Genomic DNA, 17305 nt, shown 5'->3' on the forward strand with positions numbered 1-17305 from the left:
TTGAGCTTTAGAACAACAGCTCCGCTGCACCTTGAATCCGAGCGAGGGGACTAACTGAGCGGGGCAAGACTGGCAGATGAATCATGGTGTGTTGGGGCAAGGCATCAGCAGTCAGTTGGAGTTCTGGTGCAAAGCGGTTGTGAACCACGTAGCGTTGAGGCACCCCCATCTCCGCCAAGGACTGAGCTAAACGCTGGCCCTCCGCCACAATGGCCGATTGCGCTTGTAACACCAAAATAAACTCGGTGTATTTCGGGTCTTGGAGCCGTTTTTGTGCTTGCATCACTCGTTGCCGTAGCGATCGCAGACGACCCATAAACTCAGTTCGCCCTAACACATCTTGATACTTAATCCACAGCTTAAAAATCCAGGCTAGCCAATCTCCCAGAGCGGTCGGCATTTCTAGAAAGCGGAGTAAATGCCCAGTAGGAGCGGTATCCAAAATAATCAAATCTTGTTCTTGCCGCTCCAGCAAATCGATTACCGTGATTAGCGACAACATCTCATCAATGCCTGGTAACGCTTGAGCGGCAATCCGTCGCCATGCTTCGGGGCCGTAGGCAATACTCAACGTGCGATCGCCCTCTGAACTATCTCCACTCATCATCTCCGCCAGTTCCCACAGGTACTCCTCCCGGAACTGCTCTAAGACTTGACTAGCATCAATCTCTTGTCCAGTTAAGTTCTGGGTCAGAGCAGTCGGTTGGTGCCCTAACGGTTGTCCAAAGGCATCACCTAACGAATGGGCGGGGTCTATGGAAATCACTCGCACTTGGCGATCAGGATGTTGTTCAGCCATGCCCCAAGCGATCGCGGCGGCGACTGTGGTTTTACCGACTCCCCCTTTGCCCCCAACGAGTAAAAGTTGCCGACCTGCCGCCATAAAATCCTCGAAACCGGGAGAAACTTTGGTAGGCCATTGCACAATGACTGGCGGAGTGGAAACCACAACTTCTAAAGGCGCGATTTGAGGCACCAGATGATCGAGTGCGACTGAGCCGACAGGTTCCCCAAGTTGCTGAGGCACGGTAAAAATCGGCTGCTCACCCAGCGTTTGAAACTTGCCTAAAATCTCCTGCTGCTCATAGTAGCGATCGCCACCCTCAAGCGGTGTGAGAATGTGATTCACCAGCAATCCACCCAAGGGAATTTGCAGTTGGTTCAGTGCTTCTAGAAACCGCCGAGTTTCCAAAAAGCTCATGGGTTCCGCGATCGCCACTACCAAACAAGCAGTGCAGTCAGGGTTTTGCAAAAGCTGTCGCCCAGTGAGTAGCTCTGCCTTCATCTCGTGGAGAAAAGCATCGGCATCATCGGCAGTGTAGCGTCCGGTAAAGCTTTGGCTGAGAACTCGATGTTTTTCTTGAAATAGTTCTAGGGCTGCCAGCAACTCATCTAAGAAATCCACTAACTTAAACAAGTTAATCGTGTGGCCGCTAGGTGCCATATCCACCACCACGCGATCGGCTTCTCCTTCTCGTAGTAGGCGTTGAATTTCCAGAATGCCCATCAACTCATCAAGGCCAGGCCAACTTAAGTTCCAAACAGGAGATAAATCTTCTCCCTGGACAAAACTACCCCGCTCTACCAGGAGCTCCAGGACTCGACCATACCGAGCTTTGAAGTTTTGCAGGAGGGCAGCCGCATCCAGCGATCGCACTTGTAAGTTGGGTAAATCGGCTAAGGCATGGGATGTATTACTGGTTTCTACTTGCAGCACATCGCCTAAGGAATGAGCTGGATCAGTGGAAACTAAAAGGATTTGTTGGTCAGGAAACTGTTTGGCCCAGCGGCGAGCGAAACCGCAAGAAAGCGTGGTTTTACCGACACCCCCCTTGCCGCTAAAGAGAGCGAGTTGCAGGGAATCATACTGATGCATAGGCTCGTAAAGATTGTTACACCTGAATCAATGGGCCTGGAACCGATCGCTATCTCGCATCACCTCACTGGCAGCACAAGCATGGACAACTTATTCAAAGGGTTCGAGCAACTGATAGAACTCGCCAAAGCCCTAGAAGAAAAGGCAGAACAGGGAGAAATCAAAACAGATATTCAGTTTCGCTCCCGCAGTTTAAGTAGTATTCCCCGCCAAGGAAACATCCCCTCAGGTATGGGTGTGCGTCGTGGGCCTGTCACTTCTCCTAGCGCTGATGCAACATCTGCCCCACCCCCCGAAGTCACCGTCACGCCACCGACCCGCGATTCTAAAACTCCACCATTACAAACCGTGGGTGGATTAGCACCTGTCCTCAAAGAACTGCGAGAACTGGTAGAAATTCCCCTCAAGCGTCCAGAATTATTACAACGATTAGGCTTAGAACCCACCAAGGGAGTTTTGTTAGTAGGGCCACCGGGAACAGGCAAAACTCTAACTGCCCGCGCCTTAGCTGAGGACTTAGGAGTCAACTACATTGCGATCGTTGGCCCGGAAGTCATGGGCAAATACTACGGGGAAGCCGAAGGTCGATTGCGAGCCATTTTTGAAAAAGCCGCCAAATCAGCCCCTTGCTTGGTATTTATTGACGAAATTGATAGCCTTGCTCCCGATCGCAGCAAAGTCGAAGGGGAAGTTGAAAAGCGTCTGGTCGCGCAACTATTGGGCCTCATGGATGGCTTCGCCAAAGCCGAAGGTGTAATTGTCCTCGCTGCCACCAACCGCCCCGATCATCTTGACCCAGCGCTACGCCGTCCCGGTCGCTTCGATCGCGAAGTCCAATTCCGAGTGCCCGATCGCGATGGCAGATTGGAGATTTTGCAGATTCTCACCCAGTCCATGCCCTTAGATTCAGTGGACTTAGGGGCGATCGCAGACCTGGCAGTGGGTTTAGTCGGTGCAGACCTAAAAGCTCTTTGCCAAAAGGCTGCCTATAGTGCCTTGCGTCGCTTAGTCCCGTCTTTGGACGAACCCCTGCCCGAAGAAATGACCCTGACGCAGCAGGACTTCTTGCAAGCCATCAAAGAAGTCAAACCCGCCGTTCTACGCTCAGTAGAGATTGAGTCACCGGACGTAGCTTGGGATGACATTGGCGGCTTGGACGACCTCAAGCAAACGCTGCAAGAATCCGTGGAAGGGGCACTGCTTTACCCAGAACTCTACCAACAAACAGGAGCCAAAGCGCCCCGTGGCATTCTGCTTTGGGGACCACCAGGCACAGGTAAAACTCTTCTTGCTAAAGCCTTAGCTTCTCAAGCCAGAGCCAACTTCATCGCCGTTAATGGCCCAGAGCTGCTGAGCCGTTGGGTCGGTGCTGCAGAACAAGCAGTGCGGGAATTATTTGGCAAAGCTCGTCAAGCGGCTCCTTGTGTTGTATTTGTCGATGAGATTGACACCCTGGCTCCAGCACGAGGCCGCTTCAGCGGAGATTCTGGTGTGAGCGATCGCGTTGTTGGTCAACTGTTGACGGAACTAGATGGTTTGCAAGGCTGCCCCAACGTGTTGCTGATTGGAGCGACCAACCGCCCGGATGCCCTCGACCCTGCCCTCCTACGAGCGGGACGCTTAGATTTGCAACTCAAAATCGATCTACCGGATCAAGCCAGTCGCCTCGCCATTCTGCAAGTACATAACCAAGATCGCCCCTTAAAAGGCGTAGACCTAGCATCTTGGGCCGCACAAACAGAAGGCTGGAACGGTGCAGATTTGGCCCTTCTGAGTAATCAAGCCGCTTTAGAAGCTGTTCGACATTACCGAGCCACAGGACTTGCTGATCCTACCCAAATTCGGATTAGTAACGATGAGTTTGCCGCTGCTTATCAAGCTCTCGCCACCCAAAGACAAACCCCATAACTCCTCACGCCAACTCCATATCTCTTTCCCCTAAGCTCTCAGGTGCATGGAGTGCAGCTTTCTCTAAAAAAGCAGGTTCCTATAGGCAGCATTTTAATGATGAAGTGCTGCTTATTTTTGAGGTGGGAGCGATCGCATCCCTGAATCAATTCATTGCAAAAGCTTTTCCGAGCTTCACGCACTGTCCTCAGTACTTCTCTCAACAGCAAAAATTGCTGAGGCAGATTTTCCGTGTTTATGCTGGCCTTTTTAATACTTCAAATACCTATTCTAGCCTTGTACCCACATCCCAATCAAACCCTTGCTATGAGAAGGCTGTGGTGTTTCAGGCCCCAAAAAATTATCAACTAATACACCTAGGAAATCATCATGGCTGTTGAAAAAGTAAACTCCTCCTCTAGCTTGGCTGAAGTAATTGACCGCATCCTCGACAAAGGCATTGTAATCGATGCTTGGGTTCGCGTTTCTCTAGTAGGCATTGAACTGTTGGCAATCGAAGCACGGGTAGTCATCGCTTCTGTAGAAACCTACCTAAAGTATGCCGAAGCTGTTGGTTTGACCACTCAGGCTGCTGTTCCTGCTTCTTAGTAACTAGCTTGGGGGGTCTTGCCGACTCCCCATTCTTTCATTTCACCCACTTTTATTTCAGTTGCTCTCTCGGCTTGTAGAAGGAAACTCGCGATGGTTGCTCTGAGACATTTATGGCAAGAACAGCGGCGGCAGCGTCAGCAGCAACTAGCTCAGCGTCAGCAACAAGTTCAGGCGACTTTAGCGGCAACGCGGCAACAACGCCAAGTAAAAGCAGATCAGCTGCACCACAACCTCGCTACATTCCGCGCTGACCTAACTGAAGAGAGCGAGCTTTGGCAAGCCAATCAACATTTGTTCCGCCTGCAATTACAACAATCAGTCCAGGCGTTGCAACAAGAAACCCAAAATTTTTTGGCTTACAGTCGCTTAGAGCGTCAAATCCAAGCTGAGGAGATAGCTGAACAATTAGATACTTTTGTACAGCAGCTCCAACAGCAGACGGCTGATTTCTTATCACTGACTGCCATAGAGCGATCGCTGATGGCTGAGCAATTAGCCCAAGAACTACGCCAATTCCACTCCAAGCTAAATGCCAGTGTTACCCTGCTGCGCCAAGAGATCCAAACACGAGTTTCTACGCTGCAACAAGAAACTCAAGCGCTCTTATCAACCAGTCAGCATGAACGAGTCTTGATGCGAACCCAACAAGCAAAAGAACTCACTACCTTTGTCGAGAAACTCAGTGCTGATGTGCAGAGCTATTTGTGGGAGTTGGAGCTACTGCGAGAAGACCGAGCCCAACAACTACAACAAACACTTAGTCAAAGTAGAAGCGATCGCCAAGCCCGTGTCGCAGCTCTATTCCAAAGCTTCGCCACCTTTCGCACTGAACTACAGCAATATTGCACCCACTTGCGAACTTCTGTTTGGGGCGCAGATTTAGAAAATCAATTAACTCAAAGCCAAACCTCTCCCCCATCCCCTCTCCTACAGGAGAGGGGGGCCACAGACGGGCAGAGGTCAAATTCAGAGCCTACTAGCGCTCCAATTCCCCCTGCTCAACCCACACCTGTAGACATCGAAAAAGAAGTTTACAACTACATCCATCAAGTTCAAGGAGCTCGTTTAGCAGAATTAGAAACTGCTTTAACGATTAATCGAATTCAGGCCGTCGATGTGCTCCGCTCCTTAATCACCAAAGGTTTAATTACGCAGCGCGATCGCGTCTATTACACCCAAGAGGAATTTAACCTGTGAGTACTGTCCTACAAGCCCGCCCCCGTCGATTTGTCAGCACTCCCGCCGTCGAGCGTGTGGCTGCTAGAGCTTTGCGCTACCTGCAATCTGGATTTTCCGTGCATCTGCGTGGCCCTGCTGGCACAGGTAAAACCACTCTCGCTTTACACTTGGCTGATCTTTTGACTCGGCCCATTATGTTGGTCTTTGGCGATGACGAGTTCAAAACTTCAGACTTAATTGGCAACCAATTGGGTTATACCCGCAAAAAAGTTGTAGACAACTTCATCCACAGCGTCGTCAAAGTTGAGGATGAACTCAAGCAAAACTGGGTAGACTCGCGCCTCACCTTGGCTTGCCGTGAAGGTTTCACCTTGGTCTACGACGAGTTCAACCGCTCTCGTCCCGAAGTCAACAACGTTTTACTCTCCGCTTTAGAAGAAAAAATTTTGGCTTTGCCACCCAGCGGCAATCGTCCCGAATATGTGCGAGTGAATCCTCAATTCCGGGCCATCTTCACCTCCAATCCAGAAGAATACTGCGGGGTGCATTCTACCCAAGATGCCTTGATGGATCGTTTGGTCACAATCAACATGCCGGAACCAGATGAGCTGACTCAGCAAGAGATTTTGGTACAGAAAACCGAGATTGAGCGGGAAAGTGCCATCCTCATCACTCAGTTGGTCAAAGCTTTTCGCCTCAAATCAGGGGCTGAGAAATCTTCTGGTTTACGCTCTGGCATCACGATCGCCAAAGTTTGCCAAGAGCATAATATTCCTGTCATGGCAGAAGATGCTGACTTCCGCGATATCTGCATGGACATCCTGCTTTCTCGCACCAGTTTGCCCCTCCAAGAATCTACCACCCTGCTTTGGGAACTCCTCAACGAACTCGTTTGCCGCGAACCTAAGGCGACCTCACCCACACCCGCAACTGCACCGCCACGAGCAGAGTATGTCGATCGCGCTGTGACCATCACAACCACCTCAGTTGCAGTCGAGACAGCCACTGTAAAGGCTGCTGAACCCCAGGCTGCTTCTCAAACTGCAACTGAACCTGTCGCTGCGATCGCGGAACCTGAAATTAACGACCAAGACCAACTGGGGTTAGATGAGGCAGAAGTCTATACCTATCTGCGCCAAGCTGAGGGAGCAAGAGTCTCAGAAATTGAAGCAGCTTTAAGCATGAATCGATTTCAGGCGGTGAATGCGTTACGTTCCCTAGCTCAAAAGGGAATCCTAGCTCAACGCAACAATCGCCTCTACGTCACTTCCTGAGGAAGCCCACTGTGACTACTTTCCCCCAAATGCCCGCCCCTAGCAGTTCTAACCGTGGTGCGATCGCCACCGCTACTCAAGGCTCAACCTTAGCCGATGTTCTAGAACGAGTTTTAGATAAAGGCATTGTGATTGCGGGAGACATTTCCGTTTCAGTTGGCTCTACCGAACTGCTGAGCATTCGGATTCGCTTGCTAATTTCTTCGGTAGATAAGGCGAAGGAGATTGGCATCAATTGGTGGGAAAGCGATCCTCATCTCAGCAGCCAAACCCACAGCCTGATGGAGGCCAATCAGCAACTCCTCCAACGGATTGAGGGTTTAGAAACAGAATTGCGAGCCTTACGCACCGCTCCCACCGCATTACCCACAGCTCCCGCTTAAAAACATAGTTTTTCCTTTGCCATAGACTCTCCCTCTCCGAGTGGGCTTCATGCCCACTTTTTTTTGTGGGTAAGAGTTTTGTGGATAAGAGTGAAATGGGAGGATGGCGATTGCGCTGGGCATACTAAACTCGTAGCCTTAGGGTCAAGCCATGCCATTATCAGACCCCCCGCCCCCCTTATTGCTAGAGCCTCAGCGATCAACTAAAGATGCTGGTTTAGCGCCGTTGCTGCTGACTGTGGTCGAGCTAGTGCGGCAACTGATGGAAGCTCAGGTGATTCGGCGGATGGAAGCAGGACGCCTGAGCGACGAGGATTTAGACCGAGCTGCTGGCAGTCTCCGTAAGTTAGAAGAACAAGTGGTTCACCTTTGCGAAATCTTTGAAGTGGATCCCGCAGACTTAAATATTGACTTGGGAGAAATTGGCAATCTGTTGCCTAAAGCTGGAGGCTACTATCCGGGCGAGACTTCTACTAATCCCTCAATTCTAGAGTTGCTGGATCGCCTCCTAAATACAGGTGTGGTCGTTGAAGGCAGCGTAGATCTAGGACTGGCTCAACTGAATTTAATTCAAGCCAAACTCAAGCTAGTGCTGACCTCACAGCCGCTATAAAAAATAGTATTCATTGCACTTAATCCTTAAACATTGCAATAGGTAAAACAGATGGGAACTGGATTGTATTTGTATGGAATTTTCCCCACCCCTGGCCCCCAACAATTAGAAGCCCAGGGTTTAGATAAACAGCCTGTTCATACCCATGTTTTAGATGGATTCACGTTTCTCTACTCCGAGGCCCAGCAAGAGCGTTATTTAGCCAGCCGGCGCAACTTGCTAGACCACGAGAAGGTGCTAGAACAAGCAATGCATACAGGCCACCGAACTTTGCTCCCTTTGCAATTTGGTTTAATTGTAGAAGATTGGCGCACCGTCACAGAACAACTCACTGCAACTCAGGGGCCCAAATTAGAACAACTGTTCCAAAAACTTGATGGCCGCAGAGAAGTTGGTGTAAAAATATTTTGGGACGCTGAGGCTGAGGTACAAGCTCTGTTAGCTCAAGATGAGCAGCTACGCTCCGAGCGCGATCGCTTAGAAGGTAAATCCCTCAGTATGGATGAGGTAATTCGGATTGGTCAGGCGATCGAACAAGCCGTAGAAGCTCGCAAGCAAAGCATTATTCAAGTATTTCGATCTACCTTGAATCCTCTAGCTAGCAGTGCATTGGAAAATGATCCGCTAACAGAAGCCATGATCTACAACGCGGCTTATTTGATTGCTTGGGATGATGAAGCTGCATTTAGTGAAAAAGTGGAAGCACTGGATTTGCAGTTTGAGGGGCGGTTACGCATCCGCTACAACAACTTCACCGCTCCCTATAACTTCGCCCAACTTGCTAATTAAATTAGGCTGGCTATGTTTTTTGACTTACTACTAGCACCGATTACTGGTCCCCTCGCAGGTATAACCTGGCTGGGCTCACAAATTCAAGAACGAGTGAATGCTGAGTGGGACGATAAAGAAAACCTCAGTAAGCGACTGCTCACTCTGCAATTAGCCTTTGATATGGGTGAAGTGTCGGAAGAAGACTTTGAAGCTCAAGAAGAAGAGCTGTTGTTGGCAATTCAAGCGCTGGAAGACGAAGCAAAAGCAGCTCAAACCGAGGATTGAGTATCACTTTCGTTGTCTGTAGGTTCTGGAATGGTCAGTGCTAGTTGGTAGAGTTGGCGACGAGGTAAGGCAGTTTGTTGGGCAAGTTGGCGGCTGGCTTGCGATCGCGAAATTCCCTGCCCAATTAGCACTTGTAGCTCTGCTTTTAAGGCGTCTTCGGTCAGTACCAGTTCTGTTGGCTCTGCACCCATGACCACTAGCGTAAATTCTCCGTGAGCTTCGCGGGTGCTGTAGTAAGCGATCGCCTCGGTCATGGTGCCACGCCAGATTTCTTCGTGGAGCTTGGTTAATTCTCGCCCTAAAGCAATCTCGCGATCGCCGCCGAAGGTCGCTGCAAAATCCTGGAGGGTTTGTTGCAGACGATGGGGAGCTTCGTAAAAAATCAGCGTGCGGGATTCCGGTTTTAAGGTTTCTAGGCGGGTGCGACGTTCTGAGCCTTTCGCAGGCAAGAATCCCTCAAACACAAAGCGATCGCTCGGTAGGCCAGAAGCGCTCAACGCGGTAATCGCAGCACTGGGGCCAGGAATGGGCACCACTGGCACCCCCTCCTCCGCGCAAGCTTTCACCAATTCATAGCCAGGATCGGAAATTCCGGGCATCCCAGCATCAGTGACGAGGGCGATCGCTTGGCCTTGCTGTAACCGACTGATCATCTCTGGGAGACGGCTGAGGCGATTGTGATCGTGATAACTAATCTGAGGCGTTTTGATTTGAAAGTGCTGGAGCAGCTTTCCGGTGTGGCGCGTGTCTTCAGCGGCGATCGCGCTCACTTCTTTCAACACCTGAATTGCCCGGAAGGTCATATCTTCCAGATTGCCAATGGGTGTCCCAACGATGTAAAGAGTGCCAGCTTTGATTTCCATTTGGCCATACTATCTTGTGGAGTGAACATCTTGCCTGTGTCGCTAGATAAGCAGCAGGAAAGATTAATCAGGAGAGGGTATGGCTCAACGGGGATTGTTTGTGGGCATGGTGACTTTGGATATGGTGTATCTGGCTGCGGCACCACCAACCAACAATCAAAAATTGGTGGCATCAGACTACACGGTATCTGCTGGAGGGCCAGCGACTAACGCTGCAGTGGCTTTTAGCGCTTTGAACAATCAAGCCACGATTCTGGGAGTGGTCGGTAGCCACCCGATTACCAACCTGATTCGAGCTGATTTAGATAGTTGTGGAGTAGCGATCGCTGACCTTGACCCCGACCGTACCGAACCACCCCCGGTCTCCTCAATCATCACGACGGAATCGACAGGTGAACGAGCGGTAGTGTCGATCAATGCCAGCAAAATCCAGATGGCACCCGATCGGATTCCGGTCGATATTTTGCGAGATGTGAATGTAGTGCTGATTGATGGGCATCAGATGGCAGTCGGAGTGGCGATCGCTCAACAAGCCAAAGCGCAAAATATTCCAGTTGTAGTGGATGGTGGCAGTTGGAAGCCAGGATTTGAGCAGGTGTTGGCACTCACAGACTACGCAATCTGTTCAGCGAACTTTCATCCTCCCGATTGCCCTAACTCAGCCGCCGTTTTTGCTGCTCTCATAAACTTAGGAATTCGACATATTGCGATTACCAAAGGCGACCAGCCAATCCAGTTCTATGACGATGGTGAAATGGGTGCGATCGCGCCTCCTCAAGTCGAGGCCGTAGATACGTTAGGAGCTGGAGATATTTTTCACGGTGCGTTCTGCCACTTTGTTCTACAAACCAATTTCAGGGAAGCGTTAGTGGCCGCTGCTAAGGTTGCAGCTCAATCGTGTACAGGGTTTGGAACTCGTCATTGGTTACACTGAATCGCCATTTGTGCTGCTAAGTCAAATCATATTTCTATCTTTGGGTAGTCCTAATACAAGAGGCAATTTGCCTTAGCGCGATCGCTCCCCCTTAAGGTATAGATTGCCAGTTTTAGGGTGAATTGTAGCTAGGGAGTAGGCTACTCCTTTAGTGAAACGTCATACTATGACATATAAGTTTGCATTTTCTTTGCAAAACATTAAGGAGTCACTGATGACTAAGTTAAAATCCATCAGTTCATTGAAAAAAATCGCTAGCTTCCTTGGAGTTACAGCTGCTAGCGCTCTGATTGGTTTGCCAGCTTTGGCCCAAGTGAATCCCAACCCCAGCATCTTTAACGAGCCTCCTTACAACCGCGCCCGTGGTGCTCAAGCCTCTCCACCGACCTCCACTACACCTACGGCACCTGTTGCCCCTGCCACCTCAGAAGCCCCGACAGAAGCCTCTTCTGGCACCACGATTACCGCAGTTGCCGCTTCTAACGATTCTTTCAAAATTCTCACCGCTGCTTTGCAAGCTGCGGATTTAACGAGCACACTCTCTGGTGAAGGGCCTTTCACCGTTTTTGCTCCAACAGATGCTGCCTTTGCAAAATTGCCTGCTGGAACCTTGGAAGCGTTGCTGAAGCCAGAAAATAAAGAGACTTTAGTGAAAATCCTGACCTATCATGTTGTTCCTGGTGAAGTGACTTCCAGCCAACTCAAATCTGGCGAAGTTACAACTGTGGAAGGCAGCCCTGTGACAGTGAATGTAGATGGCGGAGGAGTCATGGTCAACAAGGCCACTGTGGTTCAGCCCGATATTCAGGCTAGCAACGGCGTTATTCACGTGGTGGATACAGTCATTCTGCCCCCGACCCTATAACCGATGCTTAATTGGATGTCATTTTAAGCAGGTTGGTTAGAGCGTTGATTTGCCTCTGTGCTTAAAATTATTTGCCCTGTTCAGGCTGACCTGGACAGGTTTTTTAGTACTCAACATTTAAGAAGATGAAGTTTGAGCCGATTGGAGGATCGAGCGGAAGCTTTAGAATAAAACGGTGCCTAACCCTTCCCCTCAATCTATGATTCTGAGCCTCTGCATGATCGTGAAAAATGAGGAAGCAACTTTGCCGAGCTGCTTAAAGAGTGTGCAAGGTGTCGTTGATGAAATGATTGTGCTAGATACAGGCTCCAGCGATCGCACCCCAGAGATCGCTAAAAGCTTTGGGGCCAAGGTACATTTTTTTGAGTGGAGCAATGACTTTTCAGCGGCTCGGAATGAATCCCTGAAGTATGTGCAGGGCGATTGGATTTTAGTGTTAGATGCTGATGAGCGTTTAGCGCCTGGTATTGTGCCCGCTCTGCGACAAACCATTGGCAGTGAGCAACCTTATTTATTGATCAGCTTGGTACGGCAAGAAATTGGCGCGGAACAATCTCCTTATTCGCTGGTCTCTCGTCTCTTTCGCAACCATCCTGACATTAGTTTTGTGCGGCCCTACCACGCGATGGTAGACGAAAGCGTATCCCTGATTCAAAGCATGGAACCGCATTGGCAAGTGGGCTATCTGCCAGAGGTAGCGATTCTACACGAAGGATATCAGGCAGGGGCGATCGCGGGACGAGACAAATTCACCAAAGCTCGCACAGCAATGGAAGGTTTTCTCAAACATCATCCTAGCGACCCTTATGTGTGCAGCAAATTAGGGGCGCTATATGTGCAAATGAATGAAGTGCCCCAAGGCATTGAGTTGCTAAAGCGGGGTTTAACCTCCAAAGCAGCCGATGCTTCTGTGTTGTATGAGTTGCATTATCACTTAGGCATTGCTTACAGTCGCCTGCAACAATGGGCAAAAGCCGAGCAGCACTACCAACTGGCTTTGCAGCAATCAATTATGCCGAAGCTAAAACTCGGTGCCTACAACAATTTGGGCAACCTCCTGAAGGCAAAAGGAGATCTGGTGGGAGCCAAAGGAGTCTATGAGACAACTCTCAAAATTGACTCTACGTTTGCACCGGGTTATTACAACTTAGGCATGACTTTCAAAGCTCTAGGAGATCTGTCCCACGCGATCGCCGCTTATCGAGAAGCTCTGTTTCTGCAACCCAACTACGCCGATGCTCATCAAAATTTAGGCGTGGCCTTATGGAAATTGGGTCAGGTGCAGGAAAGCTTAACCGCCTTTCGGCAAGCGATCGCCCTGCATCAGCAAAACAACAATCCTCTCGAAGCGCAAAGATTGCGTCAAGGGTTGAAGGAGATGGGTTTTGAGCTGTAAGTAAGGAGATGGGAGAAAGGAGCCAGAGCCCAGAATTCAGGAGTATTTGCGGAATTTCTTGACAGCACTTTGTTGTCATAGTACGGGCGCTAAATAAAATGGCATCTCAAAATTGGAATTGTCACAGAAGTTTGAGAGCTATGGATTTGGTCCTGTGTTGTGACAATGGCTTCAGTGATGAACTATCAGTTACGTTCTCGTATCGGGCTGTTGCTAGTATTGGCAACCCTCACAGCCTGTCAACTTCCCTCCGCTCAATTAACAAATACTCCAAAACTTAACCAAAGCGATCGCTCTCCCACTACTCAGCAAACTAATTTAATCGGTATTTCTTTTGTCAAAAAAGATAACCTCACCAACGAATATCGCGGAGAAATTTATCCGATCGCACTTTTGATTAATGGTCGTTATGTGGATGTCAGCACAGATGTAACAACTTCTGTTCGAGATGATCTCTCAGAAGATGTGTTGCTGAGAACCTTTGGCAATCAATCTCTTTTGAGTGCGGTGCAGAATTTTACAGTTTTGGCTGAAGGAAAGAAATTAGGAGAGTTTCAGGTTCAGAAGTTAGGCCTTAGCCAATTTGCTTGCTCCACAAAGTTGACAGGACAAGGAAATTTTTCTGGTGAGCGATCGCTAGAAGCTATGTTTAATAGCCTGCCAGAGGCTCAAGTCGGCGGCTTTAGTGGCTCTATTGGAGATAAACAATTTGATGAATCTTGGCGTTGGACGATCGCGCTGAGTCAATACAATCCTGCCAAAAATGCGACCGCAACCCCAGATGGTACGGCTGAAGCCAAATATCGCCAAGACCTCACCACTACAGCTAATGCTCTTTTCTCCCAAAATCCACAGTTGCAGGATGTAACTGGTGAAACAGTGGTAGAAGAGATATCCGTCGTAGACCTGAATCAAGATAGTCAACCAGAAGTTTATGGCTTGGTGCGTAAAGGAACTGATCCCAAAAACCGCTCTTCCAGAGATGCTAGAGATGCGGGTGTCGTAGGTGCTTATGCCAATGTGTGGCTGACTTACAGCAATCAGCAACCCCAAACCTTAGCTAGTCAAGTTACACCCTACAGCGCGATCGCGGCTCGACCTGCCTATGACTTGATTACCACCGTGGATATTAACGGTGATGGGGTTCAAGAAGCGATTGTGAGAAACACAGGTTACGAAAGTACCAGCTTTGGCATCTACGAGTACAAAAATAACCAACTCGAACAGGTGTTTTCAGGTGCGGGCTACGGTTGTTGACTTAATTGGGTGGTAGTTCCAAAGCAATGGAGCCGAGGATACCTTTGCGGAAGTCATTTAAGATTTGCCGGGCAGTTCTCTCCACATCATTTTGGTATTTTTGCTCTGCTAGAGCATGGAGATAAGATTCGCCTGTAAATTCGGCTGGGTCTAGCTCGTAGCGCGATCGCAAAGGGTTGCCTGAGATCGCGTCGGGGGTAGTGGCTTGCAAACCTTTGATCAAATCAATCAGAGTAGAAGTGACCCGCTGGTTATCGTAGGCGGCTTCCCCAATGTCATCACAGATGGCAAGCTTGAAGGCCGCTTCCTGGTCGTTGAGCTTGGAGGGCAAAACCCCAGGAGCATCCAGTAGTTCAATCTGATCCGAAATTCGCACCCAGCGCAATTGCCGTGTTACCCCTGCTCGCCGCGCACTCTCCACCACTCGCCGTTTGAGCAACCGATTAATCAGCGCTGACTTGCCCACATTAGGAAAGCCCAACACGACAGCTCGCACCGGACGAGGTAGCATGCCGCGATCGTGCCGTCGTTGATTCATTTGGGCACCTGCATTCTGAGCCGCCTGAGCGATCGCCTCAATCCCTTTGCCATGTTGGGCATCGGTAAACAGGGCTTCTTCCCCTTGCGTTTGGAACCACTCCGTCCAGCGATTGCGCATCAGGGTTGGAATCATATCCATCCGATTCAACACCAACACTCTCGCCTTGGTGCCAATCCAGTGCGGCACTTGTGGGTGATGCGTACTGAGGGGAATGCGAGCATCCCGCACTTCGAGCACTACATCGACCAGCTTAAGTTGGCTCAGCAGCGCTTTCTCGGCCTTGGCAATGTGACCGGGATACCACTGGATGGCAGGAGTTGTCATAATTCAGCGAGCCAGATTTGTTAACGCAGATTCACTATTATCCTAGCGATCGCGCTTTATGGCGAACTCGCTCTACAACGGTGCGGACGGTTTCATAAGGCTGAGCGCCACTGAGCAAAACCGCTTTTTCTAAGGGTTCATCGGCTTGGTGAATGAGCAGTGCTGGTACGCCGGAAATATTCAACTTGTGAGCCAGAGATTGATCGCTGACTACTCGTTCGGTGTGCTGTCCAGCTTCTAGAGCGGTGCGGAGAGCGTCACGATCCAACCCTATGGATGCGCCAACCTCTAGCAAAATATCAGTATTGTTCAAATCCAAACCGTCTTCAAAGAAAGCGCGGAATAAGGCGTGATGCATTGCCTCAAAACAGCCGCGATCGCGAGCAAACTCTGCCGCTTCTAGGGCTTTGCGACTACGAGGTTGCACCGGGGGTAGGCGTAAAGTCACTCCCCGCTCTTTTGCCATTGGATAAACGGCACGCTCCCAAGTAGTGCGGAGATATTCGCCTTGGGGGTCTAGTGTGGGAATCGGGTCAGGACGTAATTCAAACGCACGCCATACAACCTGAACCGTGTCACCGTATTCCTGTCGTAGTTGTTCAAAGATTGGCTCTTCTAAATAGCAGAAGGGGCAAACGTAATCGCTCCAGACATCAATCTGAACTCGGTTTTCCTCGATCATGACCTCTCCTAGTAGTAATCTCTTTCAGGGTAGATCTCGACGTTAGGAGTAACAGCAGTCTGAGGAAATAAGGCGATCTCTCTTACAATGTCTGAATCATCTCTTCGGAGGTGGGGTTTTTTGCCATTTATGCAGTAACGAGAATGTCAGCAAGTGGAGCTAATTTGGCTTTGCCGATGCCGCATTTGAGCTTAGTTAAAAAGGATAAATTAGTCAGCGGTCTGGTTTTTCGATATTCCGCGATCGCGCTAGCTATCTTTTGCGGCTCAATCTTGTTGAATCCTGGCTTATTGGCTTTGACATATTCCAGAACTGCGGCAACTTCTTTTTCTGGAGCCTTGGTAATATTGACTCGGACTACTTGACCAGACTCAACCGCAAGCTGAGATTGCATTTTGTCATCAACAACGATGCACCAAACGAAATCTGCTTTAGCTTGCCGAGCTGCTTCTAAAATCTGAGTATTTAGAATCGCCTGATATTTGTCTTCACCTAATACTTTGATCATGACAGGTAAGACATTTTTGCCTGCTGTTTTTAGTTCTTGGGCGATCGCTTTAATCACCATCGGATGAGCATCAGATTTCCCTTTAATAAACTTACAAGGAATCCGCAATATTTGTCCAAGCTTAATGCCAAGTGGAGATTCTTCTGTAAATACCATAATTAGTGATCCGTGAAGTTATGGTTCAGAAATACTTCGTTTGTTAGTTGTGTATAGAGCTTGGTAATGGGAGAGGCTTGCCAACAAATTGCAGGAGCACGTTTGAACTCAGCAACCTTGGTTTGTGTGTAGGCTCGTAAATGAGTTTGATACTTGTTTCCAGTAAAACCTTTACTACTCAAATTTGCATCGATTAAGCCTTGAAGAGCGGAGCCTGGATCAGATGGGCAATTGCTGAAAACAATTCCTAGATTCCACGGGCCTACGTGAAGTAGTTCGCTCTTGGCTCGGCTCTCCCTCAACTTGGGAAGCAAAGACTGATGGATCTGAAGCCCGTGATGTAAAGACTTTTCACCATAATCTACAGGAATCAAAACAGTATCACAGATGAAAAGTACACACTGTGCTAACCGATCAAGGGTTGGAGCAATATCAATCAGGATATAGTCATACTCCTGTTTGAGAAGCTTCACCATTTTCTTAAGGAGGATATGAGGATAATTCAGGTGGCTAGCATCTCGAAATTTTTTCAGAGATTCTGCATCGGTTGACAAAACAGACAGCTCATAATTTTTTCCATTAGTAGTTGGAAAAGTTTTTGTTTGAACTGCACTGTTTAAAGTAGCTTTGGCTTCATCTAGTTTTTGTGCATCAATTTTCTCAATGCAAGGGTTTAGGTAGTCTGAGCCAGAATGAATACCTAACCATCTTGTTAGATCACTTTGAGGATCTAAATCAATTAATAAAACCTTTTTGCCTTCTAAAGCTAGGGTTGCACCTACATTAGACCTCCTGCATGAATCAAGAGGGATGTGCCAGTTCATAGTTGAGCAAGCCAGCAATCAAGTTCAAGCGTAAGCCAAACCGCTTTCTCCGGTTGCGATACCGCCCTGAAAAGA

General features: G+C 49.1%; 18 protein-coding genes and 1 pseudogene. 12 read left to right on the forward strand and 7 right to left on the reverse strand.

The genetic code is table 11. From position 1 onward, the window contains the following. Positions 1–7: 7 nt before the first annotated feature. Positions 8–1876: an ArsA family ATPase gene (locus H6F72_RS05860; protein WP_190432661.1), complete on the reverse strand. Its 1869-nt coding sequence runs from the start codon at positions 1874–1876 to the stop codon at positions 8–10. On the opposite strand from H6F72_RS05860, the gene H6F72_RS05865 reads away from it, so the two are divergent. The 8 genes from H6F72_RS05865 to H6F72_RS05900 all read left to right on the forward strand — a co-directional run bounded on the left by H6F72_RS05865 (position 1871) and on the right by H6F72_RS05900 (position 8880). Continuing rightward, entirely contained in the window at positions 1871–3784 is a 1914-nt protein-coding gene (locus tag H6F72_RS05865; protein WP_242016800.1) for an AAA family ATPase, read from the forward strand. The two genes, H6F72_RS05860 and H6F72_RS05865, sit on opposite strands and share 6 nt — an antisense overlap. Positions 3785–4153: 369 nt before the next feature. After that, the gene (gene gvpA / locus H6F72_RS05870) at positions 4154–4372 is read left to right on the forward strand and encodes a gas vesicle structural protein GvpA (RefSeq protein ID WP_190432663.1); all 219 of its coding nucleotides are present in this window, start codon (positions 4154–4156) and stop codon (positions 4370–4372) included. Between the two features lie 93 nt (positions 4373–4465). Next, the gene (gvpC, locus tag H6F72_RS05875) at positions 4466–5572 is read left to right on the forward strand and encodes a gas vesicle protein GvpC (protein WP_190432665.1); all 1107 of its coding nucleotides are present in this window, start codon (positions 4466–4468) and stop codon (positions 5570–5572) included. Continuing rightward, positions 5569–6828, forward strand: a complete 1260-nt coding sequence (gene gvpN / locus H6F72_RS05880; RefSeq protein ID WP_190432666.1) for a gas vesicle protein GvpN — start codon at positions 5569–5571, stop codon at positions 6826–6828. The genes gvpC and gvpN overlap by 4 nt, the downstream gene beginning before the upstream one ends. 11 nt (positions 6829–6839) lie before the next feature. Further along, entirely contained in the window at positions 6840–7211 is a 372-nt protein-coding gene (locus tag H6F72_RS05885; RefSeq protein ID WP_370527453.1) for a gas vesicle protein, read from the forward strand. Between the two features lie 151 nt (positions 7212–7362). Further along, the gene (locus tag H6F72_RS05890; protein ID WP_190432667.1) at positions 7363–7824 is read left to right on the forward strand and encodes a gas vesicle protein K; all 462 of its coding nucleotides are present in this window, start codon (positions 7363–7365) and stop codon (positions 7822–7824) included. Positions 7825–7875: 51 nt separating this feature from the next. Then, positions 7876–8613 (forward strand): GvpL/GvpF family gas vesicle protein, encoded by a 738-nt coding sequence (locus H6F72_RS05895; protein ID WP_190432668.1) that lies wholly within the window; start codon positions 7876–7878, stop codon positions 8611–8613. Between the two features lie 12 nt (positions 8614–8625). Next, complete coding sequence (locus H6F72_RS05900) at positions 8626–8880, forward strand: gas vesicle protein GvpG (RefSeq protein ID WP_190432669.1); 255 nt, start codon at positions 8626–8628, stop codon at positions 8878–8880. Here H6F72_RS05900 and rsmI read toward each other — a convergent pair. Beyond that, positions 8865–9743: a 16S rRNA (cytidine(1402)-2'-O)-methyltransferase gene (gene rsmI, locus H6F72_RS05905; RefSeq protein WP_190432670.1), complete on the reverse strand. Its 879-nt coding sequence runs from the start codon at positions 9741–9743 to the stop codon at positions 8865–8867. The two genes, H6F72_RS05900 and rsmI, sit on opposite strands and share 16 nt — an antisense overlap. Before the next feature lie 79 nt (positions 9744–9822). On the opposite strand from rsmI, the gene H6F72_RS05910 reads away from it, so the two are divergent. From H6F72_RS05910 to H6F72_RS05925, 4 genes are all read left to right on the forward strand, one after another. Further along, positions 9823–10677 carry a sugar kinase gene (locus H6F72_RS05910; RefSeq protein ID WP_190432671.1) on the forward strand — a complete coding sequence of 285 codons (855 nt, stop codon included), beginning with the start codon at positions 9823–9825 and terminating at the stop codon, positions 10675–10677. A gap of 214 nt (positions 10678–10891) precedes the next feature. Beyond that, complete coding sequence (locus H6F72_RS05915) at positions 10892–11542, forward strand: fasciclin domain-containing protein (RefSeq protein WP_190432672.1); 651 nt, start codon at positions 10892–10894, stop codon at positions 11540–11542. 175 nt (positions 11543–11717) lie between these two features. Then, positions 11718–12938: a tetratricopeptide repeat protein gene (locus H6F72_RS05920; RefSeq protein WP_370527454.1), complete on the forward strand. Its 1221-nt coding sequence runs from the start codon at positions 11718–11720 to the stop codon at positions 12936–12938. Between the two features lie 159 nt (positions 12939–13097). Continuing rightward, a complete protein-coding gene (locus H6F72_RS05925; RefSeq protein WP_190432674.1) occupies positions 13098–14195 on the forward strand; it encodes a hypothetical protein in 1098 nt (365 codons plus the stop codon). A gap of 1 nt (position 14196) precedes the next feature. Here H6F72_RS05925 and ylqF read toward each other — a convergent pair whose 3' ends face one another. From ylqF to H6F72_RS05950, 5 genes and pseudogenes are all read right to left on the reverse strand, one after another. After that, the gene (gene ylqF, locus H6F72_RS05930) at positions 14197–15060 is read right to left on the reverse strand and encodes a ribosome biogenesis GTPase YlqF (RefSeq protein WP_190432676.1); all 864 of its coding nucleotides are present in this window, start codon (positions 15058–15060) and stop codon (positions 14197–14199) included. 37 nt (positions 15061–15097) lie between these two features. Then, positions 15098–15742 carry a DsbA family protein gene (locus tag H6F72_RS05935; RefSeq protein WP_190432678.1) on the reverse strand — a complete coding sequence of 215 codons (645 nt, stop codon included), beginning with the start codon at positions 15740–15742 and terminating at the stop codon, positions 15098–15100. Positions 15743–15869: 127 nt separating this feature from the next. Then, a complete protein-coding gene (locus tag H6F72_RS05940; protein ID WP_190432679.1) occupies positions 15870–16406 on the reverse strand; it encodes a hypothetical protein in 537 nt (178 codons plus the stop codon). A 2-nt stretch (positions 16407–16408) separates the two neighbouring features. Next, complete coding sequence (locus H6F72_RS05945) at positions 16409–17230, reverse strand: ParA family protein (RefSeq protein WP_190432681.1); 822 nt, start codon at positions 17228–17230, stop codon at positions 16409–16411. Continuing rightward, positions 17208–17305: pseudogene (locus H6F72_RS05950) on the reverse strand (IS5/IS1182 family transposase); the annotation flags it as partial. The gene H6F72_RS05945 and the pseudogene H6F72_RS05950, both read right to left, overlap by 23 nt.

Origin of the sequence: Trichocoleus sp. FACHB-46 (genome assembly GCF_014695385.1) — a bacterium.
In the GTDB taxonomy this organism is placed as follows: Bacteria; Cyanobacteriota; Cyanobacteriia; order FACHB-46; family FACHB-46; genus Trichocoleus.